Genomic DNA, 22521 nt, shown 5'->3' on the forward strand with positions numbered 1-22521 from the left:
ACGCTTTCGGATCAATTGCCCGGAGGCGTGCGCGTGGCAGCGGGCGCGGGCAGCGCAGGCGGCGTCGCCACCGGTGCCGGCGTAGGCGCCAGCACCGCGGATGCGGCGCCCGCAGCAGGCTGCGCCCACGGCCCCAGCATGCTGCGGAAAGCGTTGGTCATGGTCTCGGCGTCGTGGCTGTCATTGAGGATGTAGGGCGTGATCAGCACCACCAGCTCGGTCTTGGAGTTGGTGGTGTTCTGGCTGCCGAACAGCTGGCCCAGCAGGGGCAGGTCCTTCAGATAGGGCACACCGGCATTGCCCTTGCCCGCATTGTTGGAGATCAGCCCGCCCATCATCACGGTGGCGCCATTGCGCAGGGTCAGCTTGGTTTCGAGCTTGCGGGTGCTGAAGGTGGGCGAAACGTTCACGCCGGTGTTGGTGGACTGCGCCGCGCTCACCTCCTGCTGCACCTCGAGGTCGATCTGGTCGCCCGAGTGGATCACCGGTTTGACCTTGAGGATCACGCCGGTGTTGCGGTACTGCACGGTCTGCAGCACGCCGGTCTGGCCCGGCAGGGTCACGGTGCCGGTGGTGGTCTGCTGGCTGGTGATGATGGGCACTTCCTGGCCCACCTGGATGGTCGCCTGCTCGCCATTACGCGCCAGCACGCGCGGGCTGGAGAGAATCGTCGCCTGGTTGTTGGAGGCCAGCGCATTCAAGGCCGCATGCACGAGGCCCGCTGCGTCCAGCACCTTCAGGTTGAAGCCGCTGCTGCCGATGCCGGTGCCACCGATGGTGCTGCCGTTGACGTAGCGGCCGTTGCCCACATCGCGGCTGAACAGCCACTCCACGCCCATCTGGTTCTTCTCGTCCACCGTCAGCTCGGCCACGGTGACCTCGATCAGCGCGCCCTTGGCAGGGCGATCCAGGGTCTGCAGCAACGCCGCGATCTGCGAGTAGGAATCGGCATCGACCTGGAAGATCAGCGTGTTGGTGGATTGGTCCACCACCACCGAGCTGGCGCCGCTGCTGCTGGCGGCGGCCTGGGCGTTGCCTACACCCGTTCCAGCCGGCGTGGCCGTGGCACTGCTGCGCAGGCGCGAGCCGGTCAGCAATTGCTCCAGCGTCTTGGCCAGCACGCTGGCGTCCTTGTGCTTGACCGCATAAGTGAAGTAGTTGCGGCCGATGCCGCGCTCGTTGGGCCGGTCCAGCGTGCGAGCCCAACTGGTCACGTGATTGAGCACCTCGTCGTTGGCGGCGAACACATAGATCGCATTCGTGCCGGCCACCGGCAACAGCACCACCGGATAGCGCACGGTGCCTTGCTGACCCAATTGGCCGAGCGGCGCCACCGCATAGCCCTGGGTGGTCAGCACCTCGTTGAGGCGCTTGGCCAGATCGTCGGCCGACCAATAGGCGGGCGAGAGCGCCACGCTCTTGCGGCCCGCCATCAGGGGCTGGTCCAGCACGCGCAGGGCCTCCAGCGCGGCCTGCATATTGTCGGGTGTGCCGCTCAGCAGCAGGGCATTGCGGCCGATATCTTCCTGCACCGTGATGCGCGTACCGAACAGGGTCTTGAGCCAGCCCGCCACATCGGTCTGGCGCACCACGCTCAGCTCCACCATCTGGAACACCGGACGCAGCGGCAGCGGGGTATCCGGCAGGGCCTCGCCGCGGCGGATCTCGGGCAGGTTGCCGAGTTGGGCGTTGTCGGGGAGTATGCGCACCAGGCCACCCACGTCGATGGCGGCAATGCCATAGCTCTTCAGCAGCAGCTTGACGGCGTTGTCGAGTTGGGCGGCCGACTGGCTGGCCCCGGTGCGGAAGGTCACCAGGTCCTTGCGGCCCTGCACCGCGGGGTCGATGTTGACGTTGCGCTTCAGGATCTCGGAATAGATCACCTGCACAAAGGTGGGCAGGGGCACTTGCTGCAGATTGATGGCGGCGACCTCCTCGCCACCGGCGCTGCCATCGAGCTTAACCAAGGCATCGCGGCCTTCGCGTGTGCTGGCAAATTTGGAGGGCTTGCTGGTCGGTGGCGCGGGCAGCGGCGTGATGCTCAGCTCGCGCTTGTCGCTGGGGCTGGCCGCCTGGTTGGCATTGCTGCCGGCCGAGGCGGGCATGGGCAGGCTGCCGGGCATCACCGGCGCCATCGGCCCCGAAGGCCCCAGGGCCTTGAGCTCGGCGCAGCCGGCCGCCACCAGCGCGGCGCTGAGCGCCAGCAGGCGAAAAAGGCCGGCACGCTGCTTGGAAAAAAGCATCGGTTGATGATCTTCAATCACGTTGTTCGACTCCAAAGCGGTACAGCTTTTTTCCAATACGTATGCAGACCTGATTGCCGTCCACGGCCTCGATGACATGGCCGCTGGGCAGCTTTTCGCCCACCTTGAGACGCTGCGGCTGCTTGGCCGGGTCGTCGAACAGCACCAGGGCGCCGCCCACCTTGCCGGCGCCGAACACGCCGGCGAGTCGCCAGCGCATGTTTTCGGGCGGCTTTTGCGCCGCCGCATCGGGCTTGGCCTCAGGCCCCCAGAGCGGCGAACTGGACACCAGCACCGCGCGCGCCGTGGCATCGCCGGGCACAGGCAGGCTGGCCAGTTGCCAGGCATCGCGGCGCGCCCGCACCAGCTCCGCCGGTGGCGCCTCGGGCGGTGCCGCAAACCAGCCCAGCAGCGCGGCGGCGGCGAACAGCATCAGCGCCTGGCGCGGCCCCAGATCATCGAGCGTCATGGCTTGCGCTCCTCGGCCTGGAACAGCACGCGCACTTCCAACTCGGCGCGCGCAGGCTGGGCCAGCGGCCGCAGGCGCAGGCTGTCCACCAGCATCAGCTTGGGCGAGCGGCCCAGCTCGGCCAGCAGGCCCATCAGGGCCAGGCGGTTGTTCATGTCCACCACCAGGCGCGCGCGCACCGCCGACTGACTGCTGGCCTTTTTTTGCTCACCCGCGCCCATGATGGCGAGCTCACGCACCGGCAGGCCCGATTTCTCGGCCCAGGCACGCAGCGTGTCCTGCAGCGCGGCCTCCACCAGACCCTGGCTGGAGCCGCTCCAGAGCATGCTGCGCGCGGCCTCCAGATGCTTGCGCGCGTCCTCGGCGCGCTGGGTCCAGATGGCACCGCCACTCTGCAACGGGCGCAGCCGCTGCAACTCGGCGCGCGCCTCGTCGGCCTCGCCGCGCCAGGCGGTGGCCTGATCCTGCGCCAGCAGGGCCAGCCAGAGCCAGAAGATCGCCAGGATGGCCCATACTCCCCAGCGCAGGCGCGTGTTGGCGCGCCATTCGCTGCGCGCCTGCTGCAGGGCCTGCAACCAGGATGGCGCGCCGCTGCTATTGCCGGCTTGATCGAGCACGACGCTCATGTTTTTTTTGCTCCGGGCTGCTTGGGCGTGGGCACTTGCACATCGATGCCCGGCGGGGGCGCGGGCATGTCGGCAGCGCCGCGGCTCAGCCCCGCGTCGGCGCCCTGTTGTTGCTGGCGTGCCGGTGGCTGGGCCGCGGCAAGCTTCATCTCCAGGCTGATGCCGCTGCGCGCGCCACCACCACCAACACCGCCGTCCTTGACCTCGCTGATCTGGGTAAACCAGGCCCCCGACTCCAGCCCGGTGATGACCTGGGCACGCGAGACCTCGGCAGGCAGCTCCAGCGCCACGCGCACCGTCAGCTGGTTGAGATCGAACTCCTTCACCGTGCTGCCCTTGGGCAGCAGGCGGCCCAATTCCTCCAGCACCTCCAGCGGCTGCGGCGCGCGCAGCTGTGCCAGCAGCGCCCCGCTCTGGTCGGCAGCGGCCAGGGCCTTGTCGCGCGCGGCCAGCAAGGGGGTCACGTCTTGCCTGAGCTGGGCCACCGCCGACTGTGCCTGCTCGCGTGCCTGGTAGGCATCCCAGGCGGCACGAGCCGTCATGCTGCTGAACACCAGCAGCAACAGCGCCCCGGCGCCCACCAGCAGGCGCTCCTGGCCGGCGGCAGCACGGCCCAGCTGTTCGGCCGGGCGCGGCTGGCGCAAGGGTCGCTGCCAGGGCAGCGCCTGCACCTCCGGAAGGGCCGCCGCGGCATGGGACGAAGCCGGCGCACGGCTCTGGCGCGCAAAGGCCTGCCAGTCCTCCAGGCTGGGCGCGGCGGCCCACCAACGGCTGGCCAGCAGCACGCCGCCCTGCCAGTACTGGCCCTCCACGCCCTCCATGCATTGCAGCAGGTGCAGTCCATCGGGCAGGGCCGCGTGACACAGGCTCTCGGGCCAGAGCAGCTCCGGCTTCAACTCGAACTTGGTGCCAGCGCTGCTCGCCAGCTCACGCGGCAGCGCATAGGCCTGCGCCTGCTCGCCATGCAGGTCCACCAGCACCAGGCTGTCGACAAAGGGCTGCCAGGCCAGCAACTGCGCCTGCAGCGCACCGACGCGGTCCGCCACCGGCAAGCCGCCTAAGCTGAAGGCACGGTGCCGCAGCAGGCTGCGCGCCAGCAGCACCGGCGCACGCGCGCTCGCCCCGGCAGGCCGGTTCAGGCCCTCACGGCGCAGGCTGGGCGAGCGCTCGGGGCTGGGCGACGGCCTGGCTTGGGACAGGAAATTTCGCAACGGGAATCGTGGCATCGGTGGGTGCGAGACGGTTGGACTGGCGGACCTCATGGATCAGCCAGGGCGCTGTGGCCCCCGTCGGAAGAATCAAAAGATTGTACTCAAGCGACTGCGGCATCCCGGGGGCCCAGACCTGCAGGCGCAGGGCGTTGCTGGCATGGAACAGCAGGTTGTCGGCCGTGAACGGAATACCCGTGGCGGCGGTGGCCGCGGCGGCGTCGGCAAATGGCGCGCGCTTTCGAAGAGTTTCGAATAAATCCCATTGCTGCGCCGAAACCTTGGGCCAGATACTCTTCAGCAAACCCAGCGGGGCAGTATTGGGGTTGAATAACTTGTCGCGGCGCAGGCCCAGCCAGGGCTCCAGGCGGGCACGCAACTCGGCCGAGCGCTGCCACACAGGCATACGGCCCAACTCGCCCACCGAGAGGATCCAATCATTGCGCGGCCCGGGCAGGCCGGCGGCACGATAGTCGACCGCCTCGGCACCGTTCAGGCGTTTCAGACTGTCGGCATCGGCATAGTCTTCCAGCACGTCCAGCATGCTGGCGGCATCCTGGGACGAGGCACCGACATTGATGAGCAGCTGCGGGAAGAGCTCGCGGTCGGGTGCATTGAGCGAGAGCAGGCCACGCTCGTCCTGCACGCGCAGCAGCGCGCCCTGCGCGGTCTGGTAGAGCCTACCGTCCAGCGCCAATGGCTGCTCGTCCATGAAGCCGGCCGAGGCCAGGCCCATCTGCCGGGTGCTGAGCCAGTACAGCGCCTGCGCCTTGGCGCTCTCGGCCTGCAGGCTGGCGTCGGCATAGTGCTGCATGGTGAGCGCCTGGGCGCGCAGACCGTCGATGCGCAGGGCAAAGCGCGCCGCCACGATGGCGATCACGGTGAGTGCCACGGTCACGAACAGCAGCACATAGCCGCCCTGCCCCCGGTCCGACAGGCGTCGCAGCCTCATGGCAGCTTCTCCACATCGATGCGCTGCCCCAGAGGCTCAGCCCGCGCCGCCGGGCGCGCCACCAGCAGCAGGCCATGGCCCTCGCCCCGGTCCAGCGCAATGGCCTGCGGCAGCGCGCTGGGCGGCTGGGCAGCACCGTCCAATGCCGGTGGCCATTGGGCCAGCCAGGTGCCCGCAAGGTCCTGATAGCGCAATGCGCCGCGGTCCCCCGGCCATTGAGCCAGCACCGCCTCCTGCGGTGGCAGACCGTCCAGGCCAAAGCTCAGCAGCAATTCGGTCATGCCGGCATCGGGCGAAAAACGTAAGCTCAGACGCATGGGCTGGGGGCCCAGGGCCTGCGCCACCGGCAACTGAGTGCTGAGCCCCGCAAGTTCGCGCGCCGCGCCGCGGAAGCGCTCCGGACTGTCTTTGGCGCCGGGCATCAGCCCCTCCAGCGCCTGCTGTACCCAGATCGCGTGCAGGCGCTCCACCTGGGCCTGCAATTGCGCGCCACCCAGGCGCTGCTCGATGCGGCCAATCTGGAACAGGCCTTCAGACAGCAGGCCGGCCACCATCGCCACGATCACCAGCGTGACCAGGGTTTCGAGCAGGGTCATGCCGGCCTGGCTGGCTTGCTTGTTGATGGGCTGGTTCATGGCGGATCCACCCTGGACGTCACCGCACCCAGGGCCTCGAGGCCCGCCTGCATCAGGGTGAACTCGGTGCTGGCAGCGGTGTTCTCATCCTTGGCTGTGACCGTCAGCTCGTACAGGCCGACACGCCAGCGCGTCTGCTCCATCGCCTGGGTGGGCACGCTGGCGCGCAAGGGCGCCACCAACTTGGCACGCCAGCTCACGCTGGTGGCGCCGAGGCGCCGCAAGCCTTCGGGCTCGGTATAAGGATTGACGCTGGCCAGCAGACCCTGTGCGGTCAGTTGCAGGGCCACGCGCACCTGCTCGGCCTCGATGCGAGCGGCCGCCTGCAGGTTCTGCGCAACCCAGGCGAACAGGGCCGCGCCTGTGCCGGCCAGAATCGCCAGCGCCACGATGGCCTCGAGCAGGCTAAAGCCCGCCACCGAAGGCGGCCGGCGGCAGCGCGGCACGGTTCCGATGGCGGCCGTCAAGGCGTCACCCGCCCCGTCATCGGGGCGATGGTCCAGACCCGTTCACGCCCTTCGTCATCTTTTGCGCGCACCATGGCAGCGGCCGCGACGCCTGCGGCGCTGTAGCGCAGCGGCGCAGACAACTCAAGGTGCACTGAGGCTGGCAGATCGTTTTCCAACAAGCTGCGCAAGGCTGAAGCATCCAGCTCCAGCGGCTCGCCGGACTGAAAGGCACGCATCGGCAGAGCGGCCAACTGCGCCCGCAACTCCTGCTGCCAAGCACGCTCGCGCGCCGCGGCGATCCAGCGTGAGGTCGAAGGCAGGATCAGGCCTGCCGTCATCGCCACGATGCTCAGCACCACCAGCAGTTCCAGCAGCGTGAAGCCGCCGCCGTTGCGACTACTGCGCGGCAGATGGAAGTACGCCAACATCGGCCGCATCGCCCTGGCCGCCGCGCTTGCCGTCGGCGCCCAGCGAATACAACGCAAAAGGCTGGCCATCGGCGCCGGGTAGCGCGTATTGGTAAGGATGACCCCAGGGATCATCAGGCTCGGCGCCATCGAGGTAGGGACCACGCCAGCGCGCGGCCAGGGCCTGGTCGGCAGGCGCCTTGGCCAGCAGCGACAGACCTTCTTCGGCCGTGGGGTAACGACCGATGTCCAGATGCAGGCTCTCCACCGCGCCGCGCAGGGTCTTGGCCTGCGTAGCAGCGGTCGTGACCTTGGACTGCTCGACCTTGGAGAACAGGCGCGGGCCTACCAGGCCGGCCAGCATGCCGATGATGACCAGCACCACAAGCATCTCTAGCAAAGTGAAACCTCCAGCGCGCGGCCGCGTGGAGTCGGGATAGCGAAGTGCGAAGGAAGCTTGCATGGTCTCGCGATAGTCGTTCAGTCGTTCAACAGCGGCTCATGCCGCGGCCCGCATTGTAGGCATGACTGCGAATACATCCCCGCGCTGTCCCGCACGGACAAAAGAAAAGGGGCGCCTTGCGGCGCCCCTTTCGAACTCACACAAAGATGTGCTTAGTTCTCGGTCGGGCGGACCATCGGGTAAGAGATCAGCGAGTTGGTCTTGCCGGTCGTCACGTCGTAGTTCATCACGTTGTACAGGCCGTGAACCGAATCAAGCGGCGCAGCGATAACTGCCTGGATAGCCAGACGAGTAGCGCCGGTATCGGTGCCCGTGCAGATGTCCTTCACATTGATCACAGCAACGGTACCCTTCTTCAGAGTACCGGTAGCACCAGCACCAGCCGTGCAGGTAACGCCGGACTCCGTGATTGCCGACAGCGTGTAAGGCACATCAACGGAATGCTGGCTCGTCAACACGATACGCGACAGATAGTCGGGGTGGATCGTGGCGAAGGGAGCCTGCAGGACCGTGCCATCACGCTTGAAGGTACCAATGGTAGCTGCAGCGGGGTTAGCAACCGTCACCGACGAATTGGCGGCAACAGGCTCAACGTCATACGTGAACGTCTGCGCGGGGATCGTGACCGAGTTGTCGGTATCGAAGCACAGCGACACAGCAGCCAGATCGGCATTTGCAGTCGAAGTCCAAGTCACCGTCTGCTTGTCAGTCGACACGCTCGTGGTCGAGGTACCAACTGCAGCGCAAGTGCCAGCAGCACCAACGGTCGCACCAGCACCCGTCGTACCCACGGCAGAGAAGTCGCCCTTGAAGACGATCTTCGTGCCCGACTTGATGAAATCGGTCAGCACGCCAGCAACGCCAGAAGCATTGAACGCGCCGGAAACACCGAAGGTCACCTTGCCGATTTCAGCCTTGCTGACCGTCGTGGTCGGAGCGGAGGCAGAAGTCGCGAACTTCTTGTACGAGTTGTTGACCAGCACCGTGTTGGTGTAGGCAGCAGCCGTGTACTTCACGCCAGAAGCGAAACCAAACAGCGTGCCAGCCTTGCTGAACAGCGAAGTACCAGCGGTCTGGTTAGCAGCCTGACCAGCCGTTTCGTACAGGTTGTACGCAACGGTCACATCAGCCGTATTGTTGTTGGTGACGTACAGATTCGGCACCGAGATGTTCAGCACGGTTGCCGCGCCTTCACCTGCACTGCCACCAGTCACTTGATAGATGACAAACGTATCGTCAGCCGAACCGCCCGACACCACGGTGACGTTAGCATCAGCCGAAAGGCCCTGAATGTTGTTAGCGCCAGCATTGCCTGCACCGCCGACAGCTTGGCACCAGTCACGTCGATACGGATGTAGCGATTTTGGCTAGCGGAAACACCGAAACCCAGCTTCGTCGTGACAGTCTTGCCGCCGGTGATCGGCGTCGGCACTGCCGGCGAGTCACTGTAGTTCAATTCGCTTGCAAACACGTCGGTCGTTGCGACGAACGGGGATGCAGAGAAATCGACGGACGCGACCGCAGCGCCTCCAGCCAGCGCACCGATCGCCAGAGCGGTCGCCTTGATCACATATTTTTTCATTCGGTGAACTCCACAAAGGTTATGGATAAAAAGACTCAAAAAATGATTCGCGAATCACACGTACCTAATTGCACGCTCGCGCATTCTAGAGCACGCCATCACAGCACTGTCAACGAATCAACGCATATTGCGGGTAAACACCTTGGCTTCTGAGTTCAGGCCCACAACACTGTGTGACGGCATATTAACGGCAGCGCAAGGCTCGTCTTGAGGCAAGAAGCGGCTTTGTTGTGCATGAGCGACAAGGCAGATCAAGAAAGCGTGATTCATTGGACTGAAGCAATCGCTAGGGTGGCTAGCTCAGGCGCTGAGCCAAGCCGCTCACATGCAGTTTGCGCGGCTCTCTTTCATCCGGAGCGCATGATCCGGACGCACTGGCGGCCACCGTTCAAGACGCGGTACTCGACGCGTGGTATTCAGGCACCAGCTGCCGCAACAGCGCGCGCGACTTGGCATCGTCCGCCAAGGGATCATTGGCGATCAAGGCCTGCAGCCACTCATCCACGCGCACGCCTTCTTCCAGCTGCTGCGGCGCCTGCTGCAGCCGCGCCACCGCCAACCTGGCGATGGGCGTGGGCAGCACGCTGTCGCGATCGGCCAGCAGCTCTTCATACAGCTTCTCCCCCGGCCGCAGGCCCGAGAACTCGATGCGCACCTCGTCCAGGCTGCGCCCCGAGAGCCGGATCATGTCCTTGGCCAGATCGACGATGCGCACCGGCTCACCCATGTCCAGCACATAGACCTGGCCGGTCTCGCCGATGGCAGCGGCCTGCACCACCAGGCGGGCGGCCTCGGGGATGGTCATGAAGTAGCGCGTGATGTCGGGGTGGGTGACGGTGACCGGCCCTCCCCTGGCGATCTGTTCCTTGAATTTGGGAATCACGCTGCCGCTGGAGCCCAAGACGTTGCCGAAGCGCACCGCCATGAAGCGGGTGGCATGGCCCAGGCTGGCCATATGGCTGACCACCAGCTCGGCCGCACGCTTGGTGGCGCCCATCACATTGGTGGGGTTCACCGCCTTGTCGGTGCTGATGAGCACAAAGCGTTCGGCCCCCGCCTCGGCGGCAGCCTGGGCGGTATGCCAGGTACCCAGGGTGTTGTTGCGCAGCGCGGCCCAGGCGTTGTCCACCTCCATCAGCGGCACATGCTTGTAAGCGGCGGCGTGGAAGACGATCTGCGGCTTGAAGCGGGCAAAGGTCTGGCGCAGGTGCGCGGCGTCCTTCACATCGCCCACCAGGCGCACCAGGGGCAGGTGCGGGAAGCGCTCGGTGAGCTCCTGCTCGATAGCGTAGAGCGCGTATTCGCTCAGCTCGTAGAGCACCAGGCGCTGCGGGCCGAAGCGCGCCACCTGGCGGCACAGTTCGCTGCCGATGCTGCCGCCGGCGCCGGTGATCAGCACCACCTTGCCGCTCAAGGCTTCGCTGATGCCGGCCTCGTCGAGCTGCACCGGCTCGCGGCCCAGCAGGTCCTCGGGCTCGATATCGCGCAGCTGATCAAGCTTGCTGCCCGAATGCAGCTCGGCGATGGTGGGCACGGTCAGCACATGGCGGCCGGTGCGGCCGGCCAGGTCGAGGGCGCGGCGGCGGCGCGAGGCTTCGGCCGAGGGCATGGCCACGATCAGGTCGGTGATGCCGTGCAGCTCGGAAAGCTGCAGGGCATCGTCCAGCGTGCCCAGCACCGGCACGCCGCCCACGCGCAGCTCGCGCTTGGCGGGGTTGTCGTCCAGCAGGCCCACCACCACCCAGCCCTGGTGCTGGATGCCGGCCAGCAGCAGGCGCGCGGCATCGCCGGCGCCCATCACCAGCGCGCGGTGGGTTTCCTTGGCGCTGCCACTGAGGCGGCCGCGCATATGCTCGTAGAGCATGCGGTAGCCCAGGCGCATCATCGCCAGGCCGATCAGGCTGAACATCGGGTGCAGGGCCAGCACCGCGCGCGGCACGGCCTTGAGCTCGGCCATCAGCACGATGCTGGCGCCCAGCGCCCCGGCGATCAGGCAGGCCGCCGCGAGGCGCTTGGCCTCGCCGAAACCGCTGAAGCGCCACATGCCCTTGGGCACCTTGAGGCCCCACAGCACCAGCACATAGAGCAGGGTCAGGCCGGCAATGACGGCCGCGTCGTAGCTCGGGCGCGCCGACATCCAGCGCTCGAAACCCAGGCGGAACAGATAGGTGGCCTGCCAGGCCAGCCCCACCACCAGCGCGTCGAGCAACAGGGAAACGGGTTCGCGGTGCCGGCGCAAGCGCGTCAGAAAGGTGTCAAGCGTTTGCCACAGCACGGGTGTCGGTCGATCGGTTAAAAAACGTTGATGCTGAGTCTTCAGGGTAAATCCGGCCCGGGAAGGCGCACAAGCGGGTGCTACCGTGTCGCGCAGGTGTCATCCGCATGCCTCGGGCCGGCCCGATAGTGCCAGCCTGCAATTGTGCCCGCTGCCATCAGCTTTCTTCCAACGTGCCGACCGCCCTCTGCCATCGTTCGCTCCGTTTGCTGTGGCCAGCCGCCCTGCCGCTGGCCGCACTGTTGCTCGCTACGGGCCTGCATGCCCAGCCGCTGCCCGAGCTGCATGCCTACACGGAGGAATGGCCGCCCTACAACTACAGCGAGCGCAATGGCGAGCTCAAGGGCATTGCCACCGAGGCGCTGCGCGCCGCCTGCCACGAGGCCGGCCTGCATTGCAAGATCGAGAGCGTGCCCTGGGCGCGCGCCTATGCCTGGGCGCAGAGCAAGCCCAACACGCTGGTCTACACCACCGCGCGCAAGCCCGAGCGTGAGCAGCAGTTCATCTGGATAGGCCCGCTGCTGCCGCGCAGCACCTGGGTGTTCGTGCGCGCCGACGCCTTGAAGCAGCATGGCGACAGCCGCGATCTCAAGGCCTACCGCTATGGCGTGGTGCGCGGCGAGGCGGCGGCGCAAGACCTGGCCGCCGCCGGCGTGCCCGCCACGTCCATCTTGAGCGACAGCTCCAATGCCGCGGTACTGAAGCTGCTGCAAGGCGGCTGGGTCGACGCCATGGTGGACACCGAGATCGGCATGGCCTGGAGCCAGCGCAGTGCCGGCGACCTCGAGCTGACCCGACTCGCCAAGCTCAGCGACGAGGGCGCCTACTACTTTGCGCTCAACCCCAAATCGGATCCGGCCCTGGCCGACAAGCTCAGCGCCGCGCTGGAGCAGCTGCGCAAGGCCGGCAGCATCGACGAGATCGTGCGGCGCTACACGCGCTAGCCAGCCAGCCGGCTGCCCCAGCTGCTTCTGATTACAAAAAGACTGTACCTGCCGCGCTAGTTGGATCAAGAATGCGCGGGGAAGGCGTTCGGCCTGTTATGCCGACGCAAGCCAACCAGCATGTCTGCGGGGTGAAGTCATGAACCTTAGACACCTGATCCGTAGCAACGAAGAAGACCTTGCCCTCGCTGAAAGCATCGTGCTCGAAGCTGCGGACTATCGGCTACAGACCTATGGGCAGTTCCCCGGCGCCGCTGATGGTGACTCGCTGTTTTCCTGCTTCCCGGCGGAGTGTGCTGAAGATGACCGCTTCCTGTTTGCCGTCGTCGACCACAAGACTTCGGTCGGCCTGCTGCAGGTGGCACGTGGCTACCCTACCCCAGACATCGCGCACATCGGGCTGCTGTTGCTCAGGCCGCAACAGCGACACCGGCATATCGGCTGCCAGGCCGTCGAACAGCTGGCTCACAAGCTCCGCACCTGGAAGGACGTGACGCACATGCAGTTGGGCGTACTCACCAGCAACACGGCCGCCATCCGCTTCTGGCAACACTGCGGCTTCGTGACCACCGCATCAGAATGCCGTGAACCCGGTTTCCTCAGCAGCGGCAATGTGATGGTGCGTGCCCTGAAAGCCAGGCCGGTCTGCAAGGGCGGCCGCTGCGAAATCAGCGCTGATCACGCGCATGCCAGGCATTTGGCCGCCGTCATGCGCTGAGGCCAACGCGGCCTCAGCCGCTCAACGCCTTCTCAACGGCTGAGCGCGCGCAGGGTGCGCCAAATAATGCGCAAGTCCAGGCCCAGCGAGCGCTGCATCACGTACTGACAAGCCAGCTCGAGCTTCTGCGGCATCAGCACCTCCACATACTCGCGCTCCGGGTCGGCGGCGCGGGCCAGCAGCTCGCTCTCGTGGCGGAACTGCAGCGAGGCCGGATCGGTGATGCCGGGGCGCACCGAGAGCACGATGCGGCGCTGCGCCTCCGGGTACAGCGCCACATAGCGCGGCACCTCGGGCCGCGGCCCCACCAGGCTCATCGCGCCGCGCAGCACGTCCCAGAGCTGGGGCAGTTCATCGAGCTTGCTGGCGCGCAGGAAGCGGCCGCTGCGCGTGATGCGCGGGTCGGCCCCCACGGTGATCTGCAGGCCCGGTGCGTCGCTGCTACGACTCATGTGCATGCTGCGGAACTTATGGATCAGAAAGGGCTTGCCATGCCGCCCCACCCGCTCCTGGCGATAGAACACCGGGCCGGGCGTGTCCAGCTTCACCCACAGCGCCAGCAGCAGCAGCAGCGGCGCCAGCAGCGCCAGGCCCAGCGCGGCGCATATGAAATCAAAAGCGCGTTTGGCCATCAATCAACTGAGGGCAATTTCGCGCACCGCCGCGATCACGCGCTGCACGTCGGCATCGCTCATCGCGGTGTAGAGCGGGATGCTCAGCATGCGCTCGTAGGCCTTTTGCGAATGCGGGAACTGCTCGGGGCGCAGGTCGTAGCGGTCGCGCCAGTAGGGGTGCAGGTGCAGCGGGATGTAGTGCACGCTGCAACCGATGCCCTTGGCGAACATGCGCTCGATGAAGACATCGCGCTCCATCTCCAGCTCGTCGGCCAGGCGCAGCACATAGAGGTGCCAGGAATGCTTGTCACCCTCGGGCGGCTGCGGCGGCAGGATCAGCGGCAGGTCGGCGAAGGCATCAAAGTAGGCCTGGGCGATCTGCTCGCGGCGCGCCTGGAAGGCATTGATGCGCTTGAGCTGATGCAGGCCCAGGGCGGCTGCGATGTCGGTGAGGTTGTACTTGAAGCCGGGCGCGACGATCTCGTAGTACCAGCTGGGCACCTTGGCGGTGAAGCGGTCGAAGGCATCGCGGTTCATGCCATGCAGGCGCATCACCTTGGCGCGCTTGGCCAGCTCGGCGTTGCGCGTCACCAGCATGCCGCCCTCGCCGGTGGTCATGGTCTTGTTGGCGTAGAAGCTAAACACCGTGGCATCGCTGCCCATGGTGCCGATCAGCTCGCGCTCCAGCGTGGTGGGCAGGGCGTGTGCCGCGTCCTCCACCACGCGCAGGCCATGCTTGCGGGCGATGTCGAGGATGGCCAGCATGTCCACCGCCAGGCCGGCGTAATGCACCGGCACGATGGCGCGCGTGCGCGGCGTGATCGCGGCCTCGACCAGCTTGGGGTCGATGTTGAGCGTGAGCGGGTCGATGTCCACCAGCACCACGTCGGCGCCCAGATAGCGCACCACCTCGGCGGTGGCGGTGAAGGTATGGGTGGTGGTGATGACCTCGTCGCCCGGGCCTATACCCAGCGCCTCCAGCGCCAGATGCAGGCCGGCGGTGGCGGAGTTGACGGCGATGCATTCGGTCTGCGGCTCACCAAGGTACTCGGCAAAGGCCTGCTCGAAACGCCTGGCCTTGGGCCCGGTGGTGACCCAGCCGGAGCGCAGGGTGTCCACCACCTCGGCGATTTCGTCCTCGCCGATTTCGGGCAAGGCAAACGGAAGGAAGGGCAGATCGCTCATGGCAGGGTTTACTTTTCTATCACGGCCAGCACATGGGTGCGCAGCCAGGGAATGACATTGAACAGCGTATAGGCGGCGGGATGCAGGCGGCAGACGGCGCGCGCCAGCGGCGGTGCCAGCGTGACGCGCTGCACCCGCAGCCGCCCCGCGGGGAACAGCGCGCGCAGGCGCCGCAGCGGCACGCCGCGCACATCCGGGTTGCGCGGATTGTCGACGATGAAGTCGTACCAGAGCACCGCCCCACCCGGCTTCAGCCAGCGCCACATGGCCTCGGCCAGCTGCTGCTGCACGGCATCGCTGAGGATGGAGGAGAACACGGTGGATTGCAGCACCAGATCCTGGCTGGCGTCCTGCAGCGGCGCTTGCGAGGCATCGCCCAGGTGCAGGTGCACGGCGCCGGGCAAGACCTGGCGCGCGGCCTGGTAGCGCTCCGGCAGCAGCTCAACGCCGCTCAGGTGCTCGGGCGCCAGCCCCAGGCGCAGCATCTCCAGCAGATTACCGCCCGCGCCGCAGCCCACCTCGGTGAGGCACCAGTCCTGTGGCGCGCCGGGCCGCGTTGCCAGCCGGCGCCACAGCGCGCGCTGGCGCTCCTGCAGCATCTGCCAGACCTCGGGGCGCAGCAGGCTGTAGCGGTCCGAGGGCGCACGCCTGGCGTAGCGCGCCGCGATCGCGTCCAGCTCCTGCTTGCGCTCCTTTTCGCTCATTGCAGGGCCTGGATGAAGCGCGCCGCCAGCACCGGATAGGTGTGCTGGGCCAGCACAAAGGCGCGGCCGCGCGCGCCCATCGCGGCGCGCTCCGCGGCCGGCAGCGCCGCCAGACGGCGCACGCCCTCGGCCACCGCGGTGGCATCCTCGGGCGGCACGGTCAGGCCGGCGCCGGCCTCGGCCACCGGGTCGTTGCCCGCCTCCACCGAATGCAACACCGGCCGCTCGGCCATCATGTAGTCCATCAGCTTGTTGGGCGCGATGCCGAAACGGTAGATGGGGGTGCGCTGCCAGCCGATGTAGGCGATGTCGAAGGCGGCCAGCAGGGCCGGGATCTGGCGCTTGGGAATGGGCGCGAACATCGCTACATGGCTCAGCCCCTCGGCGCGCACACGCGCTTCAAGGCGCGCCTTCTCGTGGCCACCACCGACCAGCACGATGCTGATGGCGTCGTCCTTCAGGAGCCTGGCTGCATCCAGCAGCGTGTCCAGCGCATTGGGCATGCCATGCGAGCCGGCATAGCCCAGCACCAGGCGGCCGGCGGCACTCTGCGCGTCAAGATGTGCTGCCAGCTCGGCATTCAGCGGCTCACCCTGCCTGTCCTCGTCAGCCTGCCATTCGTCCAGCGCAATGCCATTGGGCACGATGTGCAGCTTGCGCAGATCCAGCCCATGCGCGGCCATGTGATCCTGCACCTTGGGCAGCATCGAGACCACCACATCGGCATCGCGGTAGGCCTCGTTCTCGGCCTTCTGGCACAGCAGCGCAAAGGGGTGGCGCGGCGACATGCCCGAAAGCTCGATGGGCGAGAGCGGCCAGAGGTCGTGCACCTCGTAGACCAGTTTGGCGCGGGCCATGCGGGCGACGCGGCGCGCCACCCAGATGTCCATCGGATAGGTGCTGGAGGCGATCACCGCATCGGGCGCAAACTCGCGCGCCAGCATCTCGGCATCGTTCCAGACCTGGCGGCAGAAGGCCCAGATATTGCGCACCCGGCCCAGGCCATTGCCTTCGTAGGCCGGCGTGTCGTACCAGCAGTAGGCAATGCCATCGATCGTCTGGCCGCCGGGCTGCGGCTGGCCGCTGCGCACATGCGAGTGCGAGGCCGCCAGTATCAGCACCTGATGCCCCGCGCGCACCCATTCGCGCGCCAGGTAATAGGGCCGGTATTCCATGCCATGCTGGGGCGAGCCGGCGTAATGGTTGATGAGCAGGATCTTCATCGTGTCGGGGGAAATTGGCGCAGGCGCGCCAGAAAACGCTGCACCGCCGGGGCGAACAGGCCATGCCCGGCGACCCAGGCGCGGTTGGCGGCACCGGCGCGCTCGGCCGCTTGCGGATCGGGGGTCAGGTCTTGCAGACGCTGGGGCAGCGCGGCCAGCGCCTCGTCAGCGCGCAGGATCAGGCCGCCGCCGGGCTGCAGCAGCTCATGGTTGGCCGGCAGGTCGGAAAGGATGGGCAGGCATTCATGCGCCATCGCCTCCAGCACCGAGACCGACACCGAATCGCTCTGCGGCAGGCTCAGATACCAGCGTGCGCGGGCGTAATGGCCGGCCTGGCTCTTGGCGTCCAGGCGGCCGACGAACTCGACCCGTTCGGCCAGGCCCAGCGCGGCCACCTGGGCCTGGAGCGCGCCGCGCAGCGAGCCATCGTTGGCCACCACCAGGCGCGCCTCGGGCCGCTGCGCCGCCACCGCGGCGAAGGCCGAGATCACGCGCTCGGGCCGGTAGATAGGCTCCAGCCCACGATTCGCGAAGAACAGCCAGGGCTGCTTGCGCGCGCCCTGCTTGGGCAGTGCCTCCAGGCCGAAGGGGAAGGTCATGACCTCGGCGGCGCCCAGCTCGCGCATGCGCGCGGCCATGTGTGCGGAGTCGGAGGTGGTGATGTCGCAGGCCTGCAGCACGCGCCGCGTCAGCCAGCGGTAGGGCCAGCCCTGCTCGGGCGTGACCAGGATGTCGCTGCCCCAGGCCGAACCAGCAATGTGCGCGCGCAAGCCCCAGCCGCGCCTGGCCAGCCAGGCCAGCGTGCCATGCGAGGTCAGGTAATGGGCGTGCAGCCAATCGGCATCCACGCGCCTGAGCCATTGCGCCAGCGCCGGCAGCCTCTTCAGCACCGCGAAATTGCCGCCGCCATGCGCGGGGTCGGTCAGCATGGCATAGCGGCGCTCGGCCGGGATCAGGGCCTCGAGGGCCGCGGAGAAGCCACGCGACGACGCGGCCCAGAGCTCCAGCTCGGGCGCCAGCGCGCGCGCCCACTTGAGCAGATGCGGGCTCTCGCCATCGCCGATCAGCACCAGCCTCATGGCTTGGCGGCCTCGGGCAGTTCTTTGGCCCAGGCCTGGTAATGCGCGGCCAGCCAGGGGTATTGGGCCAGCAGCTTGGCATCGCCATGGCGCACGTCGCCGATCACCCGGGCGGGCTGGCCGGCCACGATGGCGAAGTCCGGCACCTCGCCGCGCACCTGCGCGTAGGCGCACACCACCACGCCGCGGCCGATGCGGGTGTTCGCCTCGATCAGGCTGTGCGGGCCGATGAAGCAGTAGGGGCCGATCTCCACGGGCCCCTTCACATAGCCGGGCGCCGGCCCCTGCTGCGCCGCATAGCCGCGCCCCAGCAGGCGCAGGCTGCGGTGCGAGCTGTGCGTGACGATGCTGACGAAGTTGGTGATCTGCACGCCCTCGCCTATCGTCAGCCCGCCATGGGCGTCGAGAAAATTGAACTGGCCGATGAAGACATGATCGGCCAGCTGCAGCTGGCGCTCGCCCTCGATGCAGGTGCTGGGCGCGATGCGTGTGTGGGGCAAGACCTGGCCCTGGGCCGAGCGCTCGCCGAACACGATGCGGAAGAACAGCGCCCGCCACAGCGCGCGGCGGCAGCGGTTGAAGACGCTTCTAAGCCAGGCGCTCATGCTCAGCAAAGCCTTTCCAGTTGGCCAGGGCCCAGAAGAAATAGCCGAAGTACAGCAGCATCGCGGCCGACACGCCCCAGGCCGCGCCGATCAGGCCGCTCCAGCGCAGGCCCAGCACCAGCCCCAGCACAAAGGCCGCCTGCCCCACCAGGGCCAGGCGCAGCGCCCAGGCCTGCGCGCCCCAGGCCATGGTGGCCACCGACAGCGGCGAGGCCACGAAGTGCAGGGCGATGTAGGGTGCCAGCGCGCGCGCCAGTTCACCGGCATCATGCCAGCGCTCGCCGAACACGCGCGCAAACAGCCAGGGGCCCCACAGCATCAGCACCGCCATCAACGGCAGGGCCAGGGCCACCAGCAGGGCCATGGACTTGCGCACCAGGGTCAGGGCCTCGGCGGCACTGGCGGCCGCCACCAGGCGCGGATACAGGGTCTGCGACAGCGCCCCGCCCACCAGGCCGGCGGGCGCCTTCAGATAGCGCAAGGCCAGCGCCCAGTAGCCGGCGGCGGCGTCGCCGGCCCAGGCGGCGATCAGCAACATGGCCAGGCTGTCCTGCAGGGCGGTGGCGAAGGCATGCGGGGTGTTGAGCAGGGGGAAGTCGCGGTGGCGGCGAGCCAGGCGCTGCAGGCCCTCGCGGGGCTGGCGCAGCAGGCCGCCCCAGCCACCCGCGGGGGCGGGCCGCGCCAGCAGCACGGCCGTGGCCAGGCCCGCCAGCACCGGCCCCATCAGCAGGCCCCAGGCCCCCAGCTGCAGCAGGCCCAGCGCCACCTGGGCCAGCGCGCCGCCGCCATACTGCAGCACGCGTGCCACCGCCAGCAGCTGGAAGCGCAGCGCCCGGCTGGCCCAGAGCGTGAGCCATTGCGTGGCCGCGCCGGCCAGCACCGCCAGCGGCAGCCACCAGGCCAGCTCGAGCTGCTGGCGCCAGGCCAGCAGGCCACCCACCACCACGGCCACCGCCGTCACCACCAGCAGCAGGCGCAGGCACAGCCCCATCAGCAGGGCCGCGTCGGACTCGTCCTTTTCAAGCGGCAGGGCGAACTCGTAGCGCGCGCAGCCCACCACCGCCAGATTGGTGGCGACCGACCAGACCAGGCTGAAATGGCCGAATTCATTGGGCGAGAACAGGCGCGTGATCCAGGGCCCCAGCAGCAGCGGCAACAGCTGGGCCAAGGCCCCGCCGGCCAGCAGGGTCAGGGTGGCCCTGAACAGCCCATGCCTCACCGGCTCACACCCTGGCCACGTGTTGCTGCAAGGCCTGGCGCAGCGCCGCCACCACCACGTCCTGCTGCGCCTCGCTGAGGTCGGCGCTCATCGGCAGGCTCATGACGCGCCGCGCCGCCGCCTCGGCATGCGGCAAGACCTGGCCCCGGCCAAAGCGCTCATACGCCGGCTGTTGATGCAGGGGGCGCGGGTAGTGGATGGCGGTGGGGATGCCGGCGCCGTTGAGCGACTTGATGACCGCCTCGCGCGCCTCGATCTGCAGCGTGAACTGAGCCCAGACGCAATCGCGGTTGCCGCGCACGGCCAGGCGCTGAACGCCCAGTGCCGCGGGCAGGCCGGCCAGCAGCTCCTGGTAGCGCTCGCCGATCGCCAGACGCCGCGCGATCTCCCAGTCGAAGCGCTCCAGCTTGGCCAGCACCACCGCGCATTGAATGGTGTCCATGCGGCCGCCCACGCCCAGCCGGGTGTGGGTGTAGCGCTGGCTCTGGCCATGCACGCGGATCTCGCGCGCGGCCTGCGCCAGCGCGTCGTCGTCGGTGAAAAGCGCGCCGCCATCGCCATAGCAGCCCAGCGGCTTGCTGGGGAAGAAGCTGGTGGCGCCCCAGGTGGAGAGGCCGCAGCTCTTGCGGCCGCGGTAGCTGGCGCCAAAGCTCTGCGCGGCGTCCTCGATCACCGGCAGCCCGCCATGCCGGGCGGCGATGGCGTTGATCTCGTCCATATCGCAGACCTGGCCGTACAGGCTCACCGGCATGATGGCGCGGGTGCGCGGCGTGATGGCCGCTTCGATCAGCTTGGGGTCGATATTGCAGGTGTCGGGCTCGATGTCCACGAACACCGGCACGCCGCCCAGCAGCACGATGGTCTCGGCGGTGGCCGCAAAGGTGAAGGGTGTGGTGATGACCTCGTCGCCGGGCTGCAGGTCCAGCGCCATCAGCGCGATCAGCAAGGCCTCGGTGCCACTGGCCACGCTGATGCAGTGCTTCACGCCCACATGGGCGGCGAGCTTCTCCTCCAGCTCCTTGACCTCGGGGCCCATGATGTACTGGCCATGATCCAGCACGCGCTGGATGCGCGCATCGATGCTGGTCTTGAGGGCGGCGTATTGCGCCTTGAGATCGATGAAGGGCAGCAGGCTCACGCGAGGTTTCCTTGTGTCACGAGCACGCAGCGGCGCTCGTCGTCCTGGAGTTCGTAGACATCGCCGGTGTGCGGGCATTGCGCGCGGCCCTGGGCGTCGAAGACCAGGCGCTCGCCATAGCGACTCATCCAGCCGATGCGGCGCGCCGGCACGCCCACCATCAGCGCGAAATCGGCCACGTCCTTCTGCACCACCGCACCAGCGCCGATGAAGGCATGGCTGCCGATGGTGCTGCCGCAAACGATGGTGCAGTTGGCGCCTAGGGTGGCGCCACGCTTCACCAGGGTGCGGCGGTACTCGGCCTTGCGCGCCACCGCGGCGCGCGGGTTGTAGACATTGGTGAACACCATCGAAGGGCCGCAGAACACATCGTCTTCCAGCGTCACCGCGTCGTAGACCGAGACGTTGTTCTGGATGCGCACGTTGTTGCCGATGGCCACATCGTTGCCCACGTAGACGCCCTGCCCCAGCGAGCAGCCCGCGCCGATGCGCGCGCCCGGGCTCACATGGGCAAAGTGCCAGACCTTGGTGCCATCTCCGAGCTGCGCACCCTCATCGACGATGGCGCTCGCGTGTTTCCAGTAGCCCATGTCAAAACACCAGGGGCAGGCCGACGCGCTGGCCGTCGCGCGCGCTGCGGTAGGCCGCGATCAGGATCTCCAGCGAGCGCAGGCCCTCGTAGCCATCGACCTCGGCGCTGGCCTCGCCGCGCAGGGTCTGAATGACGTTGTCGTAGTAAAGCGGATGGCCATGGCCATAGACGCTGCCGGTCTCATAACTCGCATTGCGCACCGCTTCGTCGTCCGCATGCGGCTCGGCGAACTGCCAATGCTCGATCTTGTTGACCGCGGTGCCGCCGATCTTGACCGTGCCCTTCTCGCCCAGGATGGTGATCGAGCCTTCCAGGTTCTGCGGATAGGTCAGCATGGTGACGTTGATGGACGCCAGGCCGCCATGGCGCAGGCGCGCGCTCAGCACGCCGGTGTCCTCGGCCTCGATGTCGCGCGCCAGCGTGGCGGTGTAGGCATGCACGCTGTCCACCGGGCCGACCAGCCAGTCCAACAGGTCCACATAGTGGCTGGCCTGGTTCATGAAGGCGCCGCCGTCCAGGTCCCAGCGGCCGCGCCAGGGTGCGGCGTCGTAATAGCTTTGCGGGCGCGTCCAGAACACGTTCACCGTGCTCATATAGATGCGGCCGAAGCGGCCCTGATCGATGGCGCGCTTGACCAGCTGCACGGTGCTGTTGAGGCGGTTCTGCTTCACCACGAAGAGCTTGACGCCGGCGTCGCGGCAGGCGCGCACCATCGCCATGCCTCCCTCGAACTTGGTGGCCATGGGCTTCTCGCTCAGCACATGGCGGCCGCTGCGGGCCACGGCGATGGCCTGCTGCGAATGCAGGCCGCTGGGGGTGGCGAGCACCACCACGTCGGCATCGCTTGCTGCCAGCAAGGCCTCCAACGAGGCAAAGCCTGCTGCACCGGTGGCGGCCACCGCGGCTTGCAAGGCGGACGGTTGATGATCGCAAACCGCCACCAGTTCGGCGCGGCCGGCATGCTTGGCGAGCGCCTCGATATGGTTCTTGGCGATGCGGCCGCAGCCCACCAGGGCGAAGCGTATCGGTCGATCGAGGATGGGCAGCGCGAGCGTCATGGGGGGCCAAATTCAGGCGAAGCAGCAGATTCTACGGGGGGGCTCCCGTGCAAACCCCGCGCACCGCCTAAAATCGCCGCCAATTCAATGAGTTGACGCGATGACCCAGCACAGCCCCGCCGCCCCCCACCCC

At 67.6% G+C, this 22521-nt stretch carries 24 protein-coding genes; 2 read left to right on the forward strand and 22 right to left on the reverse strand.

The window, feature by feature from the left end:
* Nucleotides 1-11: 11 nt before the first annotated feature.
* The 12 genes from AC3WQY_RS03115 to AC3WQY_RS03170 form a co-directional block, all read right to left on the reverse strand.
* Nucleotides 12-2264 (reverse strand): secretin GspD/PilQ domain-containing protein, encoded by a 2253-nt coding sequence (locus AC3WQY_RS03115; protein WP_492705701.1) that lies wholly within the window; start codon nt 2262-2264, stop codon nt 12-14.
* Entirely contained in the window at nt 2257-2712 is a 456-nt protein-coding gene (locus AC3WQY_RS03120; RefSeq protein ID WP_492705703.1) for a hypothetical protein, read from the reverse strand. The genes AC3WQY_RS03115 and AC3WQY_RS03120 overlap by 8 nt, the downstream gene beginning before the upstream one ends.
* Entirely contained in the window at nt 2709-3338 is a 630-nt protein-coding gene (locus tag AC3WQY_RS03125; protein ID WP_492705705.1) for a GspMb/PilO family protein, read from the reverse strand. Before AC3WQY_RS03125 ends, AC3WQY_RS03120 begins: the two co-directional genes overlap by 4 nt.
* A complete protein-coding gene (locus AC3WQY_RS03130) occupies nt 3335-4549 on the reverse strand; it encodes a hypothetical protein (protein WP_492705707.1) in 1215 nt (404 codons plus the stop codon). The genes AC3WQY_RS03125 and AC3WQY_RS03130 overlap by 4 nt, the downstream gene beginning before the upstream one ends.
* Nucleotides 4482-5498, reverse strand: coding sequence for a type II secretion system minor pseudopilin (locus AC3WQY_RS03135; RefSeq protein WP_492705709.1), 1017 nt, complete (start codon nt 5496-5498; stop codon nt 4482-4484). Before AC3WQY_RS03135 ends, AC3WQY_RS03130 begins: the two co-directional genes overlap by 68 nt.
* The gene (locus AC3WQY_RS03140; protein ID WP_492705711.1) at nt 5495-6133 is read right to left on the reverse strand and encodes a type II secretion system protein; all 639 of its coding nucleotides are present in this window, start codon (nt 6131-6133) and stop codon (nt 5495-5497) included. Before AC3WQY_RS03140 ends, AC3WQY_RS03135 begins: the two co-directional genes overlap by 4 nt.
* Nucleotides 6130-6600, reverse strand: a complete 471-nt coding sequence (locus AC3WQY_RS03145) for a type II secretion system protein (RefSeq protein ID WP_492705713.1) — start codon at nt 6598-6600, stop codon at nt 6130-6132. Before AC3WQY_RS03145 ends, AC3WQY_RS03140 begins: the two co-directional genes overlap by 4 nt.
* On the reverse strand, nt 6597-7010 hold the full coding sequence (locus tag AC3WQY_RS03150) for a pilus assembly FimT family protein (RefSeq protein ID WP_492705716.1): 414 nt from the start codon (nt 7008-7010) through the stop codon (nt 6597-6599). The genes AC3WQY_RS03145 and AC3WQY_RS03150 overlap by 4 nt, the downstream gene beginning before the upstream one ends.
* Nucleotides 6979-7452 (reverse strand): type II secretion system major pseudopilin GspG, encoded by a 474-nt coding sequence (gene gspG, locus AC3WQY_RS03155; RefSeq protein WP_492705718.1) that lies wholly within the window; start codon nt 7450-7452, stop codon nt 6979-6981. Before gspG ends, AC3WQY_RS03150 begins: the two co-directional genes overlap by 32 nt.
* A 152-nt stretch (nt 7453-7604) precedes the next feature.
* A complete protein-coding gene (locus AC3WQY_RS03160; protein ID WP_492705721.1) occupies nt 7605-8711 on the reverse strand; it encodes a hypothetical protein in 1107 nt (368 codons plus the stop codon).
* Entirely contained in the window at nt 8663-9034 is a 372-nt protein-coding gene (locus tag AC3WQY_RS03165) for a hypothetical protein (protein WP_492705723.1), read from the reverse strand. Before AC3WQY_RS03165 ends, AC3WQY_RS03160 begins: the two co-directional genes overlap by 49 nt.
* A 388-nt stretch (nt 9035-9422) precedes the next feature.
* On the reverse strand, nt 9423-11309 hold the full coding sequence (locus tag AC3WQY_RS03170; protein WP_492705725.1) for a polysaccharide biosynthesis protein: 1887 nt from the start codon (nt 11307-11309) through the stop codon (nt 9423-9425).
* Nucleotides 11310-11515: 206 nt separating this feature from the next.
* Here AC3WQY_RS03170 and AC3WQY_RS03175 point away from each other — a divergent pair, with 206 nt between their 5' ends.
* Nucleotides 11516-12253, forward strand: a complete 738-nt coding sequence (locus tag AC3WQY_RS03175) for a substrate-binding periplasmic protein (RefSeq protein ID WP_492705727.1) — start codon at nt 11516-11518, stop codon at nt 12251-12253.
* A gap of 139 nt (nt 12254-12392) precedes the next feature.
* A complete protein-coding gene (locus tag AC3WQY_RS03180; protein ID WP_492705729.1) occupies nt 12393-12971 on the forward strand; it encodes a GNAT family N-acetyltransferase in 579 nt (192 codons plus the stop codon).
* Nucleotides 12972-13003: 32 nt separating this feature from the next.
* Here the strand turns inward: AC3WQY_RS03180 and AC3WQY_RS03185 are convergent, their stop codons facing one another.
* The 10 genes from AC3WQY_RS03185 to AC3WQY_RS03230 are packed head-to-tail and all read right to left on the reverse strand — an operon-like array spanning nt 13004 to nt 22388.
* Complete coding sequence (locus AC3WQY_RS03185; RefSeq protein WP_492705732.1) at nt 13004-13603, reverse strand: sugar transferase; 600 nt, start codon at nt 13601-13603, stop codon at nt 13004-13006.
* 3 nt (nt 13604-13606) lie between these two features.
* Nucleotides 13607-14770, reverse strand: a complete 1164-nt coding sequence (locus tag AC3WQY_RS03190; protein ID WP_492705734.1) for a DegT/DnrJ/EryC1/StrS family aminotransferase — start codon at nt 14768-14770, stop codon at nt 13607-13609.
* An 8-nt stretch (nt 14771-14778) separates the two neighbouring features.
* Complete coding sequence (locus AC3WQY_RS03195; RefSeq protein WP_492705736.1) at nt 14779-15474, reverse strand: class I SAM-dependent methyltransferase; 696 nt, start codon at nt 15472-15474, stop codon at nt 14779-14781.
* Nucleotides 15471-16697 carry a glycosyltransferase family 4 protein gene (locus AC3WQY_RS03200; protein ID WP_492705738.1) on the reverse strand — a complete coding sequence of 409 codons (1227 nt, stop codon included), beginning with the start codon at nt 16695-16697 and terminating at the stop codon, nt 15471-15473. The genes AC3WQY_RS03195 and AC3WQY_RS03200 overlap by 4 nt, the downstream gene beginning before the upstream one ends.
* A complete protein-coding gene (locus tag AC3WQY_RS03205) occupies nt 16694-17776 on the reverse strand; it encodes a glycosyltransferase (RefSeq protein WP_492705740.1) in 1083 nt (360 codons plus the stop codon). Before AC3WQY_RS03205 ends, AC3WQY_RS03200 begins: the two co-directional genes overlap by 4 nt.
* Nucleotides 17773-18381, reverse strand: coding sequence for an acyltransferase (locus AC3WQY_RS03210; RefSeq protein WP_492705742.1), 609 nt, complete (start codon nt 18379-18381; stop codon nt 17773-17775). Before AC3WQY_RS03210 ends, AC3WQY_RS03205 begins: the two co-directional genes overlap by 4 nt.
* Complete coding sequence (locus tag AC3WQY_RS03215) at nt 18365-19600, reverse strand: lipopolysaccharide biosynthesis protein (protein WP_492705744.1); 1236 nt, start codon at nt 19598-19600, stop codon at nt 18365-18367. The genes AC3WQY_RS03210 and AC3WQY_RS03215 overlap by 17 nt, the downstream gene beginning before the upstream one ends.
* Before the next feature lie 4 nt (nt 19601-19604).
* On the reverse strand, nt 19605-20729 hold the full coding sequence (locus AC3WQY_RS03220; RefSeq protein WP_492705756.1) for a DegT/DnrJ/EryC1/StrS family aminotransferase: 1125 nt from the start codon (nt 20727-20729) through the stop codon (nt 19605-19607).
* A 5-nt stretch (nt 20730-20734) separates the two neighbouring features.
* Nucleotides 20735-21328, reverse strand: a complete 594-nt coding sequence (locus tag AC3WQY_RS03225; protein ID WP_492705746.1) for an acyltransferase — start codon at nt 21326-21328, stop codon at nt 20735-20737.
* Between the two features lies 1 nt (nt 21329).
* Nucleotides 21330-22388 carry a Gfo/Idh/MocA family protein gene (locus AC3WQY_RS03230; protein WP_492705748.1) on the reverse strand — a complete coding sequence of 353 codons (1059 nt, stop codon included), beginning with the start codon at nt 22386-22388 and terminating at the stop codon, nt 21330-21332.
* Nucleotides 22389-22521: the final 133 nt, after the last annotated feature.

It is taken from the genome of Roseateles sp. FW301-B2 (genome assembly GCF_058788955.1).